This is a genomic window from Kitasatospora sp. NPDC018058 (assembly GCF_044327205.1).
In the GTDB taxonomy this organism is placed as follows: Bacteria; Actinomycetota; Actinomycetes; order Streptomycetales; family Streptomycetaceae; genus Kitasatospora.
Genome location: NZ_JBIRFA010000003.1, coordinates 154,183 through 169,863, shown reverse-complemented (window position 1 = coordinate 169,863; position 15,681 = coordinate 154,183). Strand labels below are relative to the sequence as shown.

Here is a 15,681-nt window from a genome sequence, read left to right as displayed (position 1 = left end):
TCCCGCATGGGCGGGCCAGAGAGACTAGGGGGATGAGCACAACCCGCTTTCGCCCGTCCCGCCGCTTCTGGCCCGTGTGCGCCGTCCTGGCCCTCGCGGTCACCGCGGCCGGTTGCAGCAGTACCGGAGGCAGACGCGCCGAGGAGGCCCGCGCCAAGGCGGCGGCCGCCGGCGGCAGCGCCGTCACCACCCCGCGCTGGAAGGTCGCCATGGTGACCCACGCCGGTGCCGGCGACGCCTTCTGGGACAGCGTGCGCAAGGGTGCCGAGCAGGCCGCCGCCAAGGACAACATCACCTTCCTGTACTCCAACGACGCGCAGACCCAGAATCAGGTCCAGCTCGTCCAGGCCGCCATCGACCAGAAGGTCGACGGCCTGCTGGTCACCCTCGCCAAGGGCGACGCCATGGCCGACGTCCTCGGCAAGGCCGAGGCGGCCGGCATCCCGGTGATCACCATCAACTCCGGCCAGGAGTTCTCCGCCAAGTTCGGCGCGCTCACCCACATCGGCCAGGACGAGACCACGGCCGGCCAGGCGGCCGGCGCGGAGCTGGCCTCCCGTGGCCGCAAGAGCGTGCTCTGCGTGATCCACGAGCAGGGCAACGTCGGCCAGGAGCAGCGCTGCTCCGGCGCCCAGTCCAAGTCCGGCGCCGCCTTCCAGGTCCTCTACGTCAACGGCGTCGACATGCCTGACGCCCGCGCCGCGATCTCCGCCAAGCTCCAGGCCGACCCCGGCATCGACACCGTGCTCACCCTCTCCGGCCCGATGGCCGCCACCGGGCTGCAGGCCATCCAGGACGCCCACCGGAACGTCGAGTTGGACACCTTCGACCTCGGCCAGCAGGTGGTGGCCGGCCTCAAGTCCGGCAGCGTCGGCTTCGCCGTCGACCAGCAGCCCTACCTCCAGGGCTACGAGGGCGTCGACCTGCTCTGGCTGTACAAGTCCAACCTGGACATGCTCGGCGGCGGCAAGCCCGTCGCGACCGGCCCGCAGATCCTGACCAAGGACAACGCCGACGCGCTCGCCGAGTACGTCGCGAGGGGGACCAGGTGAGCGCGTCGAGCACCTCGGACCTGCTCGTTCAGGACCGCCCGGCGGTCCTGCGGCGGCTGCTCGCACGCCCGGAGCTCGGCTCGCTGATCGCCGCCGTCGCGGTGTTCGCGGTCTTCGCCGCCGTCGCCGAACCCTTTCTGCGGGTCTCCTCGTTGGGCACCGTGCTCTACGCGGCGTCCACCATCGGGATCATGGCCGTGCCGGTCTCGCTGCTGATGATCGGCGGCGAGTTCGACCTGTCGGCCGGCGTCCTGGTCACCACGGCCGCGCTGACCTCCTCGATGGTCTCGTACCAGTTCACCGCGATCACCTGGGTCGGTGTCCTGGTCTCGTTGGCGACCACCCTGGCGATCGGCTGGTTCAACGGCTGGATGCTCGGCCGCACCAGGCTGCCCAGTTTCATCGTCACCCTGGGCACCTTCCTGATGCTGACCGGCGCCAACCTGGGTGTCACCAAGGCGATCTCCGGGACGGTCTCCACCAAGTCGATCGCGGACATGCAGGGCTTCGAGTCCTGCCGCTGGCTGTTCGCCTCAGAGGTGAACATCGGCGGGCTGGCGATCAAGGCCACCGTCTGGTGGTGGCTCGGCCTGCTGGTGGCCGGCAGCTGGGTGCTGATGCGCACCCGCTTCGGCAACTGGATCTTCGCGGTCGGCGGCGACGCGGCCGCCGCCCGCGCGGTCGGCGTGCCGGTCGCCCGGACCAAGACCGTGCTCTACCTGGGCGTCGGCTTCGGCGCCTGGGTGCTCGGGCAGCACCTGCTGTTCTCGTTCGACACCGTGCAGTCCGGCGAGGGCGTCGGCAACGAGCTGATCTACATCGTCGCGGCGGTCATCGGCGGCTGCCTGATCACCGGCGGCTACGGCTCGGTGGTCGGCTCCGCGCTCGGCGCGCTGATCTTCGGCATGGCCAGCAAGGGGATCATCTACGCCCAGTGGAACCCGGACTGGTTCAAGTTCTTCCTCGGCGCGATGCTGCTGCTGGCCGCGCTGCTCAACGCCTACGTCAAGCGCCGGGCGGAACGGGGACCGCGATGAGTGACGAGCTTCTGTCCCTCGAAGGTGTCGGCAAGACCTACGGGACGGTCCGGGCACTGCAGGACGTCTCGCTGACCCTGCGGGCCGGCGAGATCAGCTGCGTGCTGGGCGACAACGGGGCCGGCAAGTCCACCCTGATCAAGATCATCGCCGGGCTCCACCAGCACGACGAGGGCAGCTACACCATCGGCGGCGAGGAGGTCCGCTTCGACTCCCCGCGCCAGGCCCTGGACCGCGGCATCGCCACGGTCTACCAGGACCTCGCGGTCGTCCCGCTGATGCCGGTCTGGCGCAACTTCTTCCTCGGCTCCGAGCAGGGCATGCGCCGCTGGGGCGGCCTGCGCCTGGACGCCGACGGCATGCGGGCCACCACCCGCGAGGCGCTCGCGAAGATGGGCATCGACCTGCACGACGTCGACCGGCCGATCGGCACCCTCTCCGGTGGCCAGCGCCAGTGCGTGGCGATCGCCCGTGCCGTGCACTTCGGTGCCAGGGTGCTCATCCTGGACGAGCCGACCGCGGCGCTCGGCGTCAAGCAGTCCGGGGTGGTGCTCAAGTACGTCACGGCGGCCCGCGACGCCGGGCTCGGGGTCGTCCTGATCACCCACAACCCGCACCACGCCTACCTGGTCGGGGATCATTTCACCCTGCTCAAGCGGGGGCGGATGGCCGGCAGCCACCCGCGAGCCGAGATCGGCCTGGAGCAGCTCACCACCGAGATGGCGGGCGGCTCCGACCTCGCCGAGCTCTCGCACGAGCTGGCCCGACCGAACGACACCACGTCCAGTGAGGAGCGTCCGCAGCCGTGACCAGCCCCCAAGGCAGCACCCGGCCGGCTGTTTTGCCCACCCTGCTGGGCCTCGGCCCGCGCGCCGAGCGCCGACGCCGCGCCCTGCCCGCGGGGATACTGCGGCTGCCCACCATCGGCGTCGACATCGGCGGTACCAAGGTCGTCGCGGGAGTCGTCGACGGTGAGGGCAAGGTGCTGGAGAAGCTGCGCACCGACACCCCCCACAAGAGCAAGAGCCCCAAGGTCGTCGAGGACGTCATCGTCGAGCTGGTGTTGCAGCTCGCCGACCGCCACGACGTCCACGCGGTCGGCATCGGCGCGGCCGGCTGGGTCGACGCCGACCGCTCCCGGGTGCTCTTCGCCCCGCACCTCAACTGGCGCAACGAGCCGCTCCAGGAGGTGCTCAGCGAGCGGCTGCGCTTCCCGGTGATCGTGGAGAACGACGCCAACGCGGCCGCCTGGGCCGAGTGGCGGTTCGGCGCGGGGCGCGGCGAGGACCACATGGTGATGCTCACCCTGGGCACCGGCATCGGCGGCGCGGTCGTCCGGGACGGCTACGTCGACCGGGGCAAGTACGGCCTGGCGGGCGAGTTCGGGCACATGCAGGTGGTGCCCGGCGGGCACCGCTGCCCGTGCGGCAACCGCGGCTGCTGGGAGCAGTACTCCTCGGGCAACGCGTTGGTACGGGACGCCCGTGAGCTGGTCGCCGAGGAGTCCCCGGTGGTGCAGCCGCTGCTCGCCCGGGCGGGCGGCGCGGTCGAGGGCATCACCGGTCCGCTGGTCACCGAGGCCGCCCAGGACGGCGACCCGACCGCGACCGAGTTGCTCTACGAGGTCGGCACCTGGCTCGGCGTCGGCATCGCCAACCTGGCCGCCGCCCTCGACCCGGGCCGCTTCGTCATCGGCGGCGGCGTCTCCGAGGCCGGCGACCTCCTCCTCGGCCCCGCCCGCGACACCTTCCGCCGCACCCTCACCGGCCGCGGGTTCCGCCCCGAGGCCACCATCGTCCACGCCGCCCTGGGCAACGAGGCCGGCCTCGTCGGCGCCGCCGACCTGGCACGCCAGGTCGCCCGCCGCTTCCGCACCATCAAGCGGCGGCGGGTGGAGCGCAGCGCGCTGTAGGGGCGGGGCACCTGCCGGGCGCTTCGGCGACGGGCGACTTTCAGCTGACAGATTTCAGCGAACAGATTTCGTCTTCTGTTCGCTGAAATCTGTCAGCTGTTTTTTGTTCTCAGCCCCCGCCTTCCCGTCGATCCGTCAACTACCCATTGGTAGTCGTGCGGTGTGGTTGTCGGATCACGCCTCCTGTGGAACAACTGATGAGTTGACGCCAAATCAGGAGGACACGGATGAGGGCTCTGACCCGCCTCGCGCCATCACTGCTGATCGCCACCGCTCTGATAGGGGCCACCACCGGGCCGGCCGGGGCCGCGGCGCCGCCGCCGAAGGTGCCGGAGGCGGTGGGGTGGGGCGGGGCGGTGGCCAGTGTGGACGCCGACGCGACCGCGGCCGGGATCGAGGTGCTGCGCAAGGGCGGGAACGCCGTGGACGCGGCGGTGGCGGCCGCGGCGGCGCTCGGGGTGACCGAGCCGTACTCGTCCGGGATCGGCGGTGGCGGGTACTTCGTCTACTACGACCACGCCACCGGCCGGGTGCACACCATCGACGGCCGTGAGGTGGCCGGCCGCACGGCCGACAGCGGGCTGTTCCTGGAGGACGGCAAGCCGCTGGCCTTCGCCGACGCCGTCACCAGCGGCCTGTCCGTCGGCGTCCCCGGCACCCCCGCGACCTGGGACTCCGCGCTGCGCCAGTGGGGCACCCGCTCGCTCGCCCAGAACCTCGAACCCGCCGAGCGGATCGCCGAGAACGGCTTCGTCGTCGACGACACCTTCCGCGGCCAGACGGCCGACAACTACGCCCGGTTCAAGGACTTCCCGGCCACCGCCAAGCTCTACCTGCCCGGCGGCAAGCCCCCCGAGGTCGGCACCGTGCTGCGCAACCCCGACCTCGCCGCCACCTACCGTCTGCTCGCCAAGGACGGCGTGAAGGCCTTCTACCAGGGCGAGTTGGCCAAGGACATCGTCAACACCGTGCAGCACCCGCCGGTCGACCCGGCCTCCGGCCGCAACGCCCGTCCCGGGAAGGTCGACACCGCCGACCTGGCCGCCTACCAGGCCCGCCGCCAGACGCCCACCCACGTCGCCTACCGCGACTACGACGTCTACTCGATGGCCCCGTCCAGCTCCGGCGGCACCACCGTCGGCGAGGCGCTCCACATCCTGGAGGACGGCGACCTCTCGACCTACAGCGGCACGCAGTACTACCACCACTTCCTGGACGCCTCCCGGATCGCCTTCGCCGACCGCAACCGGTGGGTCGGCGACCCGGCCTTCAGCGACGTCCCGACCAAGCAGCTGCTCTCCGAGCGCTACGCCGCCTCCCGGGCCTGCCTGATCGGCCCCGACCGCGCCCTCACCAGTCCGCTCGCCCCCGGCGACCCGCGCCACCCGGCCGACTGCGCCGACACCGGCCAGGCCGTCGCCGAGCCGTACGAGGGGCCGAACACCACCCATCTGACGGTCGCGGACCGCTGGGGCGACATCGTCTCGTACACCCTCACCATCGAGCAGACCGGCGGCAGCGGCATCACCGTTCCCGGTCGGGGCTTCCTGCTCAACAACGAGCTGACCGACTTCGACTTCGTCCCGCTCACCGCGGGCGTGCCCGACCCGAACCTGCCCGGCCCGGGCAAGCGGCCGCGCTCCTCGATGTCCCCGACCATCGTGCTGCGCGACGGCGAGCCGCTGCTGGCCACCGGCAGCCCCGGCGGCGCGACCATCATCACCACCACCCTGCAGGTGCTGCTCGGTCGGCTCGACCGGGGCCTGAGCCTGGAGCAGGCCATCGCCGCTCCGCGCGCCAGCCAGCGCAACACCGTCGCCACCCAGGCCGAGCCCGGTTTCCTGGCGCTGCCCGAGCGGGCCGGGCTGGAGGGCCTCGGGCACCGGTTCACGTCCGTGGCCGAGATCGGCGCCGCCACCGGCGTGGAGCGGCTGCCGGACGGCCGCTGGGTGGCCGCCGCCGAACCGGTGCGGCGCGGCGGCGGCTCGGCCGCGGTGGTCCGACCCGCGGGCTGATCGGATCGGCCTGTCAGTGGCGGGCGGTATGTTCGGGGTGGGCCTCCCCCGGGGCCCACCCCCGTCCGTACCGACCGAACCACCGGGAAGGCCGCCCGCCGTGACCGTCCGCATCGCCACCTGGAACATCAACTCCGTCACCGCGCGGCTGCCCAAGCTCCTGGAGTGGCTGGAGAGCGCCAAGCCCGACGTGCTCTGCCTCCAGGAGCTCAAGTGCGCGGCCGACGCCTTCCCGTACGACGAGGTCCGCGAGCTCGGCTACGAGACGGCCGCGCACGGCACCGGCCGGTGGAACGGCGTCGCCATCGTCTCCCGGCTCGGTCTGGAGGACGTCGTGCGCGGCCTGCCCGACCAGCCCGGCTTCCTCGCCGACGGCGCCATGCTGTCCGACGTCGAGCCGCGTGCGATCGCCGCCACCTGCGGCCCGGTCCGGGTCTGGTCGGTCTACGTGCCCAACGGCCGCGAGGTCGGCCACGCGCACTACCGGTACAAGCTGGAGTGGCTGGAGGCGCTGCGCAAGGCGTCCGTCGAGGACGCGGCCGGCCCGCGCCCCTTCGCCGTCCTCGGGGACTTCAACATCGCCCCCACCGACGAGGACGTCTACGACGTCGCCGCCTTCGAGGGCCTCACCCACGTCACCCCCGCCGAGCGCGCCGCGCTGGAGGAGCTCGGCGGGATCGGCCTGCACGACGTGCTGCCGCGCCCGCTCAAGTACGACCGCCCCTACACCTACTGGGACTACCGCCAGCTGGCCTTCCCGAAGAACCGGGGCATGCGGATCGACCTCACCTACGCCAACAAGCCCTTCGTGGACGCCGTCACCGACAGCTACGTGGACCGCGAGGCCCGCAAGGGCAAGGGCACCTCGGACCACGCACCGGTCGTGGTCGACCTCGATCTCTGAGTCGCGAGGATCACGCTGGGTGACGGGCTGTCGCTCGAACGGTCCTGAGCGGTGGCCGGGTGCGGGGTGCCTGCCTACCGTCGGTGAATGACCGGGTGCAGTTGAAAGAGCACGTGGACATGGGAGTCCCCGACTGCGCCCGAGAATCCCGGAGGTTCCGGCATGCGCCCCATGCGTACGGCCGCCGCCGCCCTGATCGGCGCGACGGTGCTGACCGGTCTGACGGCCCCCCTCGCATCCGCCAGGGAGGGTGCGGCCTCGGTCAGCCCGACCCGGGCCGCACCGGGCCAGACCGTAAGGGTCACGGTCTCCTGCGAGAAGTCGGACAAGCCCGACGCCAAGACCATCGCCGCCCACTCCGCCGCCTTCGAGGGCGGCCCCGCGACCCTCACCCTGGGCGCCGACGGCAAGCACACCGGCTCCGCCCGGCTGGCCTCCCAGCACTCCGGGGACAGCAAGGTCGACGGCACCTGCCCGGACGGCGGCGCCTTCTCGACCACCGTCACGGTCACCACCGTGACGGCCGCCGGCCCCGACAACGGCCTCGGCGACTGGGGCAAGGCGGCGGGGGAGTGGGCCGGCTCGCTCGGCCAGTCCGGTGCCGGCAGCCAGCAGGTCGCCCCGCACGGCGCGGTGACGACCGGCCTCGGCGGCTCGGTCGCGGGCAACCCGGCGGAGCTGGTCAGCGGCCTGGCGCTGGTCGCGGGCGGTATCGGCGGCTGCTGGCTGCTTCGGAGGCGCGCTGCCTGACGGCCCTCACCTCCTGCGCGTTCCCGCGTCGCGCCGTCGGACCCTGATGGGACCGGCGGCGCGACGGTGCGTCAGGCGGCCGCGCGCTCCTGCCGCTCCTGGTGCTGGAGGATGCCGCTGGCCAGCAGGTACTGGGCCAGGACGTACGTCGCCATGATCCAGAACTGATGCCCCGGCAGCTCGCGCCACTTCGCCAGCTGGGTGGCGATCAGCGTGTCGGAGAGCAGGAACAGCGCCCCGCCCAGCCCGGTCCGCCAGCCCAGCCCGGCCGAGGTGACGGCCGTCGAGGTGAGCAGCAGGCTGTAGCCCGCCACCGGGACCTGCAGGTCCCCGAGGTCCGGCCAGAGTCGGCCGACCAGGCCCACCCAGGCCGTCGCGTACGCGGCCGCGACCACCAGGGCGCGACGGCGGTCGGTGAGCGCCCCGCGCTGGACGAACATCGTCACGTAGCAGACGTGCGCCGCCGCGAACGAGCCCATGCCGGCCAGGAACGCGGGGTCGTTCTTCAGCTGGAGCAACACGTCCCCGCCCGCGCTCGCCAGCAGCGCCGGCGCCAGCAGCTTCGGCGGCTGCCGACCGGCCGTCGTGGCCGCCGTCACGCTGTGCGCGGCCAGCAGCGGCATCAGGGCCGGCTTGGTGGCGTTCTGCAGCACCGAGGCGCCGGACAGGATCGAGCCCAGGTGTGCCGCCGAGGTGGCCGCGAACCCGCCGAGCAGGCCGGTGGCCGAACGCAGGCGGCTGCCGAGGCCGGCGACGCGGGTGGTCGTACCGATACTCATGCGCCCGCCTCTCCCCCAGCCTCCGGCCGGGGATACCCCCACCGCTCGGCAGGGGCATTCGCCCATGCACACCTTTTGATGATTCGCTCGCTTCGCTCACTCATGTGGCGAGTGCCTCCGAGTCGCTCGGGTGGGGGTCCATCGACCCTAGGGGAGCCGATGGGGCCGGGGAAAGAGCAGGTTACCCGTGCGTAACCCCGGCTGGGTACGGGGGATGACGGGGCGGCCGGGTAGCGGAGGGTGTGCGGCCGCTTCAAGGGCTCTTGCGGAGAGTTCCTCAGGAGGGCCGTTGCTGCCACCGGGTGACCCGGTCACCGTCTAGTCTGGATCCCGACATGGAGCAGCAGGAGTACGCGGTCGGCGCCACCCGGGTGGCCGTCGGCAGGCCGGACGGACGCACGGGCGGGGCAGGGCGGGCAACCGCCGACGCCGTCCTCGCCGTACGCGAAGCCGACTCCTCCCCGGGCCGCTCGTCGGACTCCCCGCCGGGCTCCGGGCCGGACTGCGATCCCGCCGGTGCTGACGCGGTAGCCGAGCTCGCTCCCGAGGGCGGCGCTGACGGCCCGCAGTCGACCGGGGAGGGCCTCTCGCCCGACCCGGGGCTGCTGCGGCTCGCCCACTGGTTCGCCGCCGCCGCCCCCGGCACCGCGGACGACCTGTGCACCGCCTCCTTCGGCCTCTACCCCGCCCGCCACCTCGGTGCCCCCGCCGAGCCCGCCGACCCCGGCGTCAGTTGGTGGCACGGCCCGACCCCCCACGGCGGCGCCACCGTCCCGCGCGCCCGCGACGCCCGCACCGACGGCGGCCTGCGCCGGGCCCGGCGCGACGATGCCGCACTGCCTGTCGTCCGGTCAGGCGCCAAGCCGGGCAGGCCCGGCAGGCATCGCAAGCCCGAGCGGGTCCGGGCGCTCCCGGGCACGCCCGCCGAACCGCAGGATCGATCCGACGCGGAGCTCCCGGCCGCCGAACGCCGCATCGCCGCCCGGCTGTTGCTCGCCCACCCGCTGGTCACCGCCTCCGGCCCGCACGCCGACGGCTTCCCGCTGATCCACCGTCACCGCGACTGGCTCACCGAGCGCTTCGACACCCTGCTCGGCTACCGGCTGGTCGTCGGCCCCTGGCACGCCCGGCTCTGCAAGGCGGGCCTCGGCCCCGGCGCCGCCCGCCGCCTCGAACACCCCGCCACCAGCGCCCCGTTCACCCCGGCCGGCTACGCCCAACTCGCGCTCGCCCTGGCCCTGCTCGTCGACGCCCCCGAGCAACTCCCGTACGGGCGGCTGCTCGACGCGATGCGCGCCGCCGCCCCCGAACTCGCCGCCGAGCCGGCCGACCTCACGATGGCGCTCGCCGCGCTCGCCGCCTGGCAGGTGCTAGGCGACCTGCCGTCCGACCCGGCCGACGCCGACTTCGTGCTCACCGTCGACCGCGAACTCGCCCGCGCCGTCCCGGCCGGCCCGCCCGCCCTCGCCGACGACGCCGCCGACCTCATCCGCCGCGCCGCCGAGGCCGAGCCCGCCACCGCCGTCCGCCGCCTCCTCGCCGAGACGCCCGCCGTCCTCGCCGCCGACCTCCCCGAGGAGCGGCGCGCCTGGTTGCACGAACACCGGCTCAGCGGCCCGGCCGCGCTCGCCGAGTTCCTCGGCCTCGAGGCCGAACTGCGCGCCGAGGGCGTCGCCCTGCTCGACCCGGCCGCCGAGCTCACCGACCTCGCCCTCCCCGGCGCCGGCACCCTCGCCCAGGCCACCCTGCTGCTGGTCGAGCGCCTGGTCGAGGAGGTCCGCCCGCTGCCCGGCGAGAGCAGTGACGGCGACGTCCCCATCCCCGACGCCCTGATAGACGGCGTCCTCGGCGACATCACCGACGAATACGGCCTCCCCGCGCGCTACCTCGCCGACCGCACCGCCCTGCGCCGAGACGCCCTCGACCTCCTCCACCGTCTCGGCCTCATCACCCCCACCCCCCGCACCACCTGGCTCCTCCGCCCCCCGGCCGCCCGCTACGCCCCGGCCCCCGACCTCCACCCCACCCCCAGCACCGGCCGCCACTCCCGCCCGGCGGTCCCGCCCCAGGCGGCGGCGCGTGAGGGGCGGCGGGCGTAGGAGGGATTCCGGCGCCGCCCGTGGCAGCAGCCGCCCGAAAGGGGGACCGGTATCGCTCGCGCCCGCGTGGGCGGCACTGGGCGTGGGCCCGTGCGAGGCGGCGGGCGGCGGGCAGCGGTCGCTGCGCCCGCACACGGACCTCATGGGTCCGCTCTGACGACGGCCCGTAGGCGCGTTGCGTCTTCCCCCGCAGGGAACGCGAAAGCACCGCGTCCGGGGTGGACGGCGGTGCTGGGTGGGGCCGACTACTTGCTGGCGGTGGTGGTGGCGAGGGGGTCGCGCTGGACGGTTTCGACGGTGGCGCCGACGCCGAGGGCGCCGAGGGCGATGGAGGCGAGGACGGCGGTGCAGGCGAGGAGGCGGCGGTGGCGCTGCGGGAGGGGGAAGCGCGGTTCCTGGTAGGGCGCCTGAGGGCTGGCGTTCATGACAGGGAGGGTCTCAGGGCGGTGTGAACGGTCGGTACGCGCGGGTGAAGTCCGGACGGGGGTTGGGCGTCGGTTGGCCGCATACGCCCCACCCGACGGCCGGGTGGGGCGTATGCGCTGGTCAGTGGGGGCTTCCGCGTTCGACGAGGGCCCCGCCGCCGGCGACCCGTGCGGCGGCCCGGAGGCCGTGGGTGGGGCGGAGACGGGTCGGGACTTTCGTTCCGTCGGGCCGGCAGGGGACGGACGGTCAGGCCGCGCGTTCCTCGCTCGGCCGGTGCGCGGCGGCGAGGTAGCGGGAGAGTGCCCGGCGGCTGCGGGTGAGGTCGTCGATCCGGGCGTCCAGGTCGGCGAGTTCGCCGCGCAGGGTCGCGACCAGGTCCGGGCAGGCCTCCAGGACGGGGACCGGGCCGGTGGCGCAGGGCAGCAGTTCGGCGATGACCCGGGTGGGCAGGCCGGCCGCGAGCAGGCTGCGGATCTGCCAGACCCGCACGGTGTCCTCCTCGCCGTACTCCCGGTAGCCGGCCGCGGTGCGGGCGGGCTGGAGCAGGCCCTGTTCCTCGTAGTAGCGGAGCAGGCGGGTGGACACCCCGGTCAGGCGGGCGAGTTCTCCGATGCGCATGATCGGGCAACGCGGTCCGTGATCGGGGTGTTCCCGGTCGGCTCAGGCCTTCACGAACTCCAGCAGCACGTCGCGGAGTCGGGGCAGTGCCTCGACCATCGGCAGGTGACCGCAAGGGAGTTCGACGAAGCGGGCGCCGGGGATGCGCTCGGCCAGCAGGCGGTGCTGGGACGGTTGGACGAGCATGTCCTCGGCTGTGCCGACGACCGTCGTGGGGACGGTGATCGCGGCCAGCTCCTCGCGCACGTCGACCTGGGCGGCGAGCCGGAACTGCTGTGGGAAGCCCTTCGGCAGCGGGGACTTGAGCGCCTCCTCCAACGCGGCGAGCTGCTCGGCGGGCAGCGCGTCCACCCAGCTGTGGCCGAGGACGACGGTGAGCATCAGCCGGGCGAGGGCGGCCGGCCGGTCCTCGAGGGTGACCATCAGCTCCGAGAGCATGCTCAGCCGCGCCGAGCCGCCGGCCACGCCCGCGAGCAGCAGCAGCGAGCGGACCCGCTCGGGGTGGCGGGTGGCGATCCGGACCGCGACGGCGGCGCCCAGCGAGAAGCCGGCCAGGTCGAAGGTGGACAGGCCCTCCTCGTCGGCGGCGGCGACCAGCCGCTCGGCGAGCTCGTCGAGGGTGGGCTCGCCGGGCTCGTACGGGCTGTCACCGGAGCCCGGGTAGTCGGGGGCGACGACGGTGCGGTGCGCGGCGAGGTCGGGCAGCAGCGGGCCCCAGTTGTCCCGGGCGCTGCCGGCGGCGCCGTGGGCGAGCAGCAGGCCGGGGCCGGAGCCCTGGACGATCCGGGCGAGCGGGGTGAACGGGGCGAACGGGGTGGGGGTGGACGGCATGAGGGCCTCCTCGGCGGGGCGAGCGGGGATGGGCGGGTGGCGCGGACGGGCGCGGACGGGCGCGGACGGACGTGGACGGACGTGGACGGACGTGGACGGGCCGGACAGGCGGGATTTCGCGGGTTCACGCGGGTTCACGCGGGACTGCTCCGACAGCGGGAACGCTAGGTGTTCTCACCGGTGAGAAGGTCAAGCCGGAGATCGCGCGGGAACCCCGGCCGACGGCCCTGGTTACGGGAAGCGCCGGAGCCCCTACGCTGAGACATGGAGTGCCATTCGGACAGTGCCGTCCGGATGCCGCTGCGCTCCGCCGCCGGGGTGCTCACTGTGCCCGCGTTGGCCGCGCCGGTGTTCGCCCCGGGCCGGGTGGCCGCCGAGGAGGTGACCTGGCCCGTGTCCGGAATCGTCAAACCGCTTCCTGCCGAGTGGTTCGTCCCGCACGACACCAATGCCGAGATGCGTTGGGAGGCTCTGCGTGACGCCGACGGCAAGGCCACGATCGGCCGTCATGTGCCGACGGAACGGTTCTTCGTCCGCAACCACACCGGCACCCCGCTGATCGACCCGGACCGCTGGCGGCTGCGGCTGTTCGGCAGCGGCTTGCGCGGCGCCCCGACGGCCGAGCAGGCGGTCGAGTTCGGCCTGGCGGACCTGCGGACCCTGCCGGCCACCCGGATCGACGCGGTGATCGAGTGCGCCGGCAACGGCCGCAGCTACTACCGCAGCCAGCAGCACCAGTCCGTGCCCGGCACCCCGTGGACGCTCGGCGGCATCGGCTCGGCGAGCTGGCGCGGGGTCCGGCTGGCCGAGGTGCTGCGGGCGGCCGGGTTGACCGACGGCGCGGTGGACCTGCTGCCGGTCGGCCTGGATCCGGACTACGTGGTCGGCGGCGTCAACTACGGCCCGGTGCGCCGCCCGCTGCCGGTCGCCAAGGCGCTGGAGGACGTGCTGCTCGCGTACGAGATGAACGACGAGCCGCTGACCCCCGACCACGGCGCGCCGGCCCGGCTGGTGGTGCCCGGCTGGGTGGGCATCGCCTCGATCAAGTGGGTCGGTGGCATCGAGGTGGCCGACCACCCGCTCCGCTCGCCGTGGAACACCGACTTCTACCGGATGTTCGGCCCGGACTACCCGCCCGGCGGCGGCGCCCCGCTCAGCACCCAGGTGGTGAAGTCCGCCTTCGAGCTGGCCGCGGGCGCGGTGCTGGAGGCCGGGCGAGACCACCGGCTGCACGGACGCTCGTGGTCCGGCACCGCCCCGGTGAGCCGGGTCGAGGTGAGCACCGACGGCGGCCGGAGCTGGCGGCCCGCCGCGCTGTGCGAGGAGCCGCTCGCCGACAACTGGACGCGCTGGAGCATCGACTGGTGCCCCGAGCGGCCCGGCCCGTACGAGCTGCGCGCCCGCGCGACGGACCGCCTCGGTGGCACCCAGCCGGAGCGGGCGCCGTTCAACCGGGAGGGCTACCTGTTCGGCGCCGTGGTGGTGCACCCGGTGGCGGTGGTCTGACGAGGCCGGGGCTCAGCCGGTGGACTGGACCTCGTACGGGGCCGGGTAGTGGGTCTCGTACGGAGTCAGCACCAGCCGCACCACGTCCTCCAGCCGCCGCCGGGCGTCCCCGAGGGTGGTGCGGCCGGTCACCCAGGCGGTCAGCTCCCCCTGCCAGGCGTGCGCGACGATGTGCCGCACCAGGTCGCTCGCCGCCGCCGGCACCTCGGCCGTCACCGCCTGCAGGGCGGCGCTGTCGGCCCGGGCCATCCCCTGCAGGGCTTCGCTGGCGAAGGGATCGGTGGAGGCGGCGACGGCCACCCGAAGCCGGGCCAGCTCGGGCTGGCGCTGGTAGGCCCGCATCCCGCCCCGGACGTACCGCACCGCCCGGTCGGTGGCCCCCAGCCCGGCGCGCGGTCCGCGCAGCTCGGCCACCAGGTCGGCCAGCAACAGGCGGTGCCACTCGGCGATCGCCGCCGCCAGGAGGTGGTCCTTGGAGGAGAAGTAGCGGTACGCCGTCCCCAGGGCGACTCCGGACCGCTCGCAGACCTGCTTCATCTGCAGCCGCTCGACGCCGATCTCGTTCACCAGGGCGAGCGCGGCCGCGATCAGGCTTTCGCGGCGTTCGAGCTGACGCGGAGACATCGCCTCCACCGGCCGTGGTGACAGGTCAACCTTGGTCACCCGCACCATGATACGGGCCGGGGCCGCTCAGGAGTATGACGCCGACCGGCCCCCTTCCGTTCGCCCGGCGGCCACCGGGGTGACCGGGGCCGTCCGTCGGCTACGGCAGCCTGCGGATCAGCGCCTCCTGGACGGCCGAGGCCACCAGTCGGCCGTCCCGGTCGTAGAACTCGCCGAGCGACAGGCCCCGGCCGTCCGAGGCGGACGGGCTGCGCTGGGCGAACAGCAGCCATTCGTCGGCCCGGAACGGGCGGTGGAACCACATCGCGTGGTCCAGCGAGGCCATCAGCAGCCGGGGCGGCTCGGTGCGCTGGAAGAAGTTCGGCTGCTCGTGCAGTCCGGCGGTGGAGGCCAGCGTCAGGTCGGACAGGTAGGTGAGCGCGCAGGTGTGCAGCAGTGGGTCGCCGGCCGGGAACGGGGTGGCGATGCGCAGCCAGACGAACTGCTGCGGCATCCCGGGGACGGCCGGCGGCACGCCCGGGGCGTCCGCCGGGACGAAGCGCAGTTCGAGGTCGCGGAAGCCGTCGGAGTTCCTGATCGCGGCCTGCAGCTCCTCGTCCCAGTGCGAGAAGGCGTCGGGCAGGGAGTCCGGGGCGGGCACCGGCGGCATCTCGCGGTGGCGCTCGTCGGTCGGCTCCGGGCGCTTGAAGGAGGCGGTGAGGCTGAAGATCTCGTTCCCGTCCTGCACCGCCCGGACCCGGCGGGTGGCGTAGGTGACGCCCTCGCGCAGCCGTTCGACCTCGTAGGTGATCGGCCGGGTGGGGTTGCCGGGCAGCAGGAAGTAGCTGTGCAGCGAGTGCACCGCGCGCAGGGCCTCGCAGGTGCGTCCGGCGGCGGCGAGGGCCTGGGCGGCGACATGGCCGCCGAAGGCGCGCATCGGGGCCCCGGCGTGGCAGTAGCCCCGGAACGTGTTCTCGTCCAGCTGCTCGATCTCCAGCAACTCGGCGAACGGAGCGGCCGGGCGGGGCGCCTGCGCGGCCGGGATCTGCTGTTCGGTCAGGTCGGTCACCGGCCCATAGTGGCAGAAGCCAACCGTACGGTGGTGTGTCCTGGGTAACACTCACGGGTGTAGAACGCGTTTCATTTCGA

15 protein-coding genes are annotated in these 15,681 nt (G+C 73.7%); 9 read left to right on the top strand and 6 right to left on the bottom strand.

The window, feature by feature from the left end; all coding sequences use genetic code 11:
* Positions 1-32: 32 nt before the first annotated feature.
* From ACH4E7_RS05665 to ACH4E7_RS05635, 7 genes are all read left to right on the top strand, one after another.
* Positions 33-1,052, top strand: coding sequence for a substrate-binding domain-containing protein (locus ACH4E7_RS05665; protein WP_396247708.1), 1,020 nt, complete (start codon positions 33-35; stop codon positions 1,050-1,052).
* Positions 1,049-2,089 carry an ABC transporter permease gene (locus ACH4E7_RS05660; protein ID WP_396247707.1) on the top strand — a complete coding sequence of 347 codons (1,041 nt, stop codon included), beginning with the start codon at positions 1,049-1,051 and terminating at the stop codon, positions 2,087-2,089. The genes ACH4E7_RS05665 and ACH4E7_RS05660 overlap by 4 nt, the downstream gene beginning before the upstream one ends.
* Positions 2,086-2,898, top strand: coding sequence for an ATP-binding cassette domain-containing protein (locus ACH4E7_RS05655; RefSeq protein WP_396247706.1), 813 nt, complete (start codon positions 2,086-2,088; stop codon positions 2,896-2,898). The genes ACH4E7_RS05660 and ACH4E7_RS05655 overlap by 4 nt, the downstream gene beginning before the upstream one ends.
* Positions 2,895-4,001: an ROK family glucokinase gene (locus ACH4E7_RS05650; protein WP_396247705.1), complete on the top strand. Its 1,107-nt coding sequence runs from the start codon at positions 2,895-2,897 to the stop codon at positions 3,999-4,001. Before ACH4E7_RS05655 ends, ACH4E7_RS05650 begins: the two co-directional genes overlap by 4 nt.
* Positions 4,002-4,228: 227 nt before the next feature.
* Entirely contained in the window at positions 4,229-6,016 is a 1,788-nt protein-coding gene (ggt, locus tag ACH4E7_RS05645; RefSeq protein ID WP_396247704.1) for a gamma-glutamyltransferase, read from the top strand.
* A 100-nt stretch (positions 6,017-6,116) separates the two neighbouring features.
* The gene (locus tag ACH4E7_RS05640; RefSeq protein WP_396247703.1) at positions 6,117-6,920 is read left to right on the top strand and encodes an exodeoxyribonuclease III; all 804 of its coding nucleotides are present in this window, start codon (positions 6,117-6,119) and stop codon (positions 6,918-6,920) included.
* Positions 6,921-7,082: 162 nt separating this feature from the next.
* Positions 7,083-7,670, top strand: coding sequence for a hypothetical protein (locus ACH4E7_RS05635; protein ID WP_396247702.1), 588 nt, complete (start codon positions 7,083-7,085; stop codon positions 7,668-7,670).
* Positions 7,671-7,741: 71 nt separating this feature from the next.
* Here the strand turns inward: ACH4E7_RS05635 and ACH4E7_RS05630 are convergent, their stop codons facing one another.
* On the bottom strand, positions 7,742-8,449 hold the full coding sequence (locus ACH4E7_RS05630; RefSeq protein WP_396247701.1) for a lysoplasmalogenase: 708 nt from the start codon (positions 8,447-8,449) through the stop codon (positions 7,742-7,744).
* A 335-nt stretch (positions 8,450-8,784) separates the two neighbouring features.
* Between ACH4E7_RS05630 and ACH4E7_RS05625 the strand changes: the two genes are divergently transcribed.
* Positions 8,785-10,548, top strand: a complete 1,764-nt coding sequence (locus tag ACH4E7_RS05625; protein WP_396247700.1) for a DUF2398 family protein — start codon at positions 8,785-8,787, stop codon at positions 10,546-10,548.
* Positions 10,549-10,793: 245 nt separating this feature from the next.
* Here ACH4E7_RS05625 and ACH4E7_RS05620 read toward each other — a convergent pair whose 3' ends face one another.
* The 3 genes from ACH4E7_RS05620 to ACH4E7_RS05610 form a co-directional block, all read right to left on the bottom strand.
* On the bottom strand, positions 10,794-10,973 hold the full coding sequence (locus ACH4E7_RS05620; RefSeq protein ID WP_396247699.1) for a hypothetical protein: 180 nt from the start codon (positions 10,971-10,973) through the stop codon (positions 10,794-10,796).
* 247 nt (positions 10,974-11,220) lie between these two features.
* Positions 11,221-11,592 (bottom strand): MerR family transcriptional regulator, encoded by a 372-nt coding sequence (locus ACH4E7_RS05615; RefSeq protein WP_396247698.1) that lies wholly within the window; start codon positions 11,590-11,592, stop codon positions 11,221-11,223.
* 42 nt (positions 11,593-11,634) lie between these two features.
* A complete protein-coding gene (locus tag ACH4E7_RS05610) occupies positions 11,635-12,423 on the bottom strand; it encodes an alpha/beta fold hydrolase (protein WP_396247697.1) in 789 nt (262 codons plus the stop codon).
* Positions 12,424-12,687: 264 nt separating this feature from the next.
* On the opposite strand from ACH4E7_RS05610, the gene ACH4E7_RS05605 reads away from it, so the two are divergent.
* Entirely contained in the window at positions 12,688-13,929 is a 1,242-nt protein-coding gene (locus ACH4E7_RS05605; RefSeq protein WP_396247696.1) for a sulfite oxidase, read from the top strand.
* A 12-nt stretch (positions 13,930-13,941) separates the two neighbouring features.
* Here ACH4E7_RS05605 and ACH4E7_RS05600 read toward each other — a convergent pair whose 3' ends face one another.
* Entirely contained in the window at positions 13,942-14,592 is a 651-nt protein-coding gene (locus ACH4E7_RS05600) for a TetR/AcrR family transcriptional regulator (protein ID WP_355670643.1), read from the bottom strand.
* 100 nt (positions 14,593-14,692) lie between these two features.
* A complete protein-coding gene (locus ACH4E7_RS05595; protein WP_396247695.1) occupies positions 14,693-15,601 on the bottom strand; it encodes an acyl-CoA thioesterase in 909 nt (302 codons plus the stop codon).
* Positions 15,602-15,681 lie beyond the last annotated feature (80 nt).

Coding starts and splice junctions, on each gene's coding strand:
- ACH4E7_RS05665 (WP_396247708.1), top strand. CDS start 33: ATGAGCACAACCCGCTTTCGCCCGTCCCGCCGCTTCTGGCCCGTGTGC.
- ACH4E7_RS05655 (WP_396247706.1), top strand. CDS start 2,086: ATGAGTGACGAGCTTCTGTCCCTCGAAGGTGTCGGCAAGACCTACGGG.
- ggt (WP_396247704.1), top strand. CDS start 4,229: ATGAGGGCTCTGACCCGCCTCGCGCCATCACTGCTGATCGCCACCGCT.
- ACH4E7_RS05635 (WP_396247702.1), top strand. CDS start 7,083: ATGCGCCCCATGCGTACGGCCGCCGCCGCCCTGATCGGCGCGACGGTG.
- ACH4E7_RS05630 (WP_396247701.1), bottom strand. CDS start 8,449: ATGAGTATCGGTACGACCACCCGCGTCGCCGGCCTCGGCAGCCGCCTG.
- ACH4E7_RS05625 (WP_396247700.1), top strand. CDS start 8,785: ATGGAGCAGCAGGAGTACGCGGTCGGCGCCACCCGGGTGGCCGTCGGC.
- ACH4E7_RS05620 (WP_396247699.1), bottom strand. CDS start 10,973: ATGAACGCCAGCCCTCAGGCGCCCTACCAGGAACCGCGCTTCCCCCTC.
- ACH4E7_RS05615 (WP_396247698.1), bottom strand. CDS start 11,592: ATGCGCATCGGAGAACTCGCCCGCCTGACCGGGGTGTCCACCCGCCTG.
- ACH4E7_RS05610 (WP_396247697.1), bottom strand. CDS start 12,423: ATGCCGTCCACCCCCACCCCGTTCGCCCCGTTCACCCCGCTCGCCCGG.
- ACH4E7_RS05605 (WP_396247696.1), top strand. CDS start 12,688: ATGGAGTGCCATTCGGACAGTGCCGTCCGGATGCCGCTGCGCTCCGCC.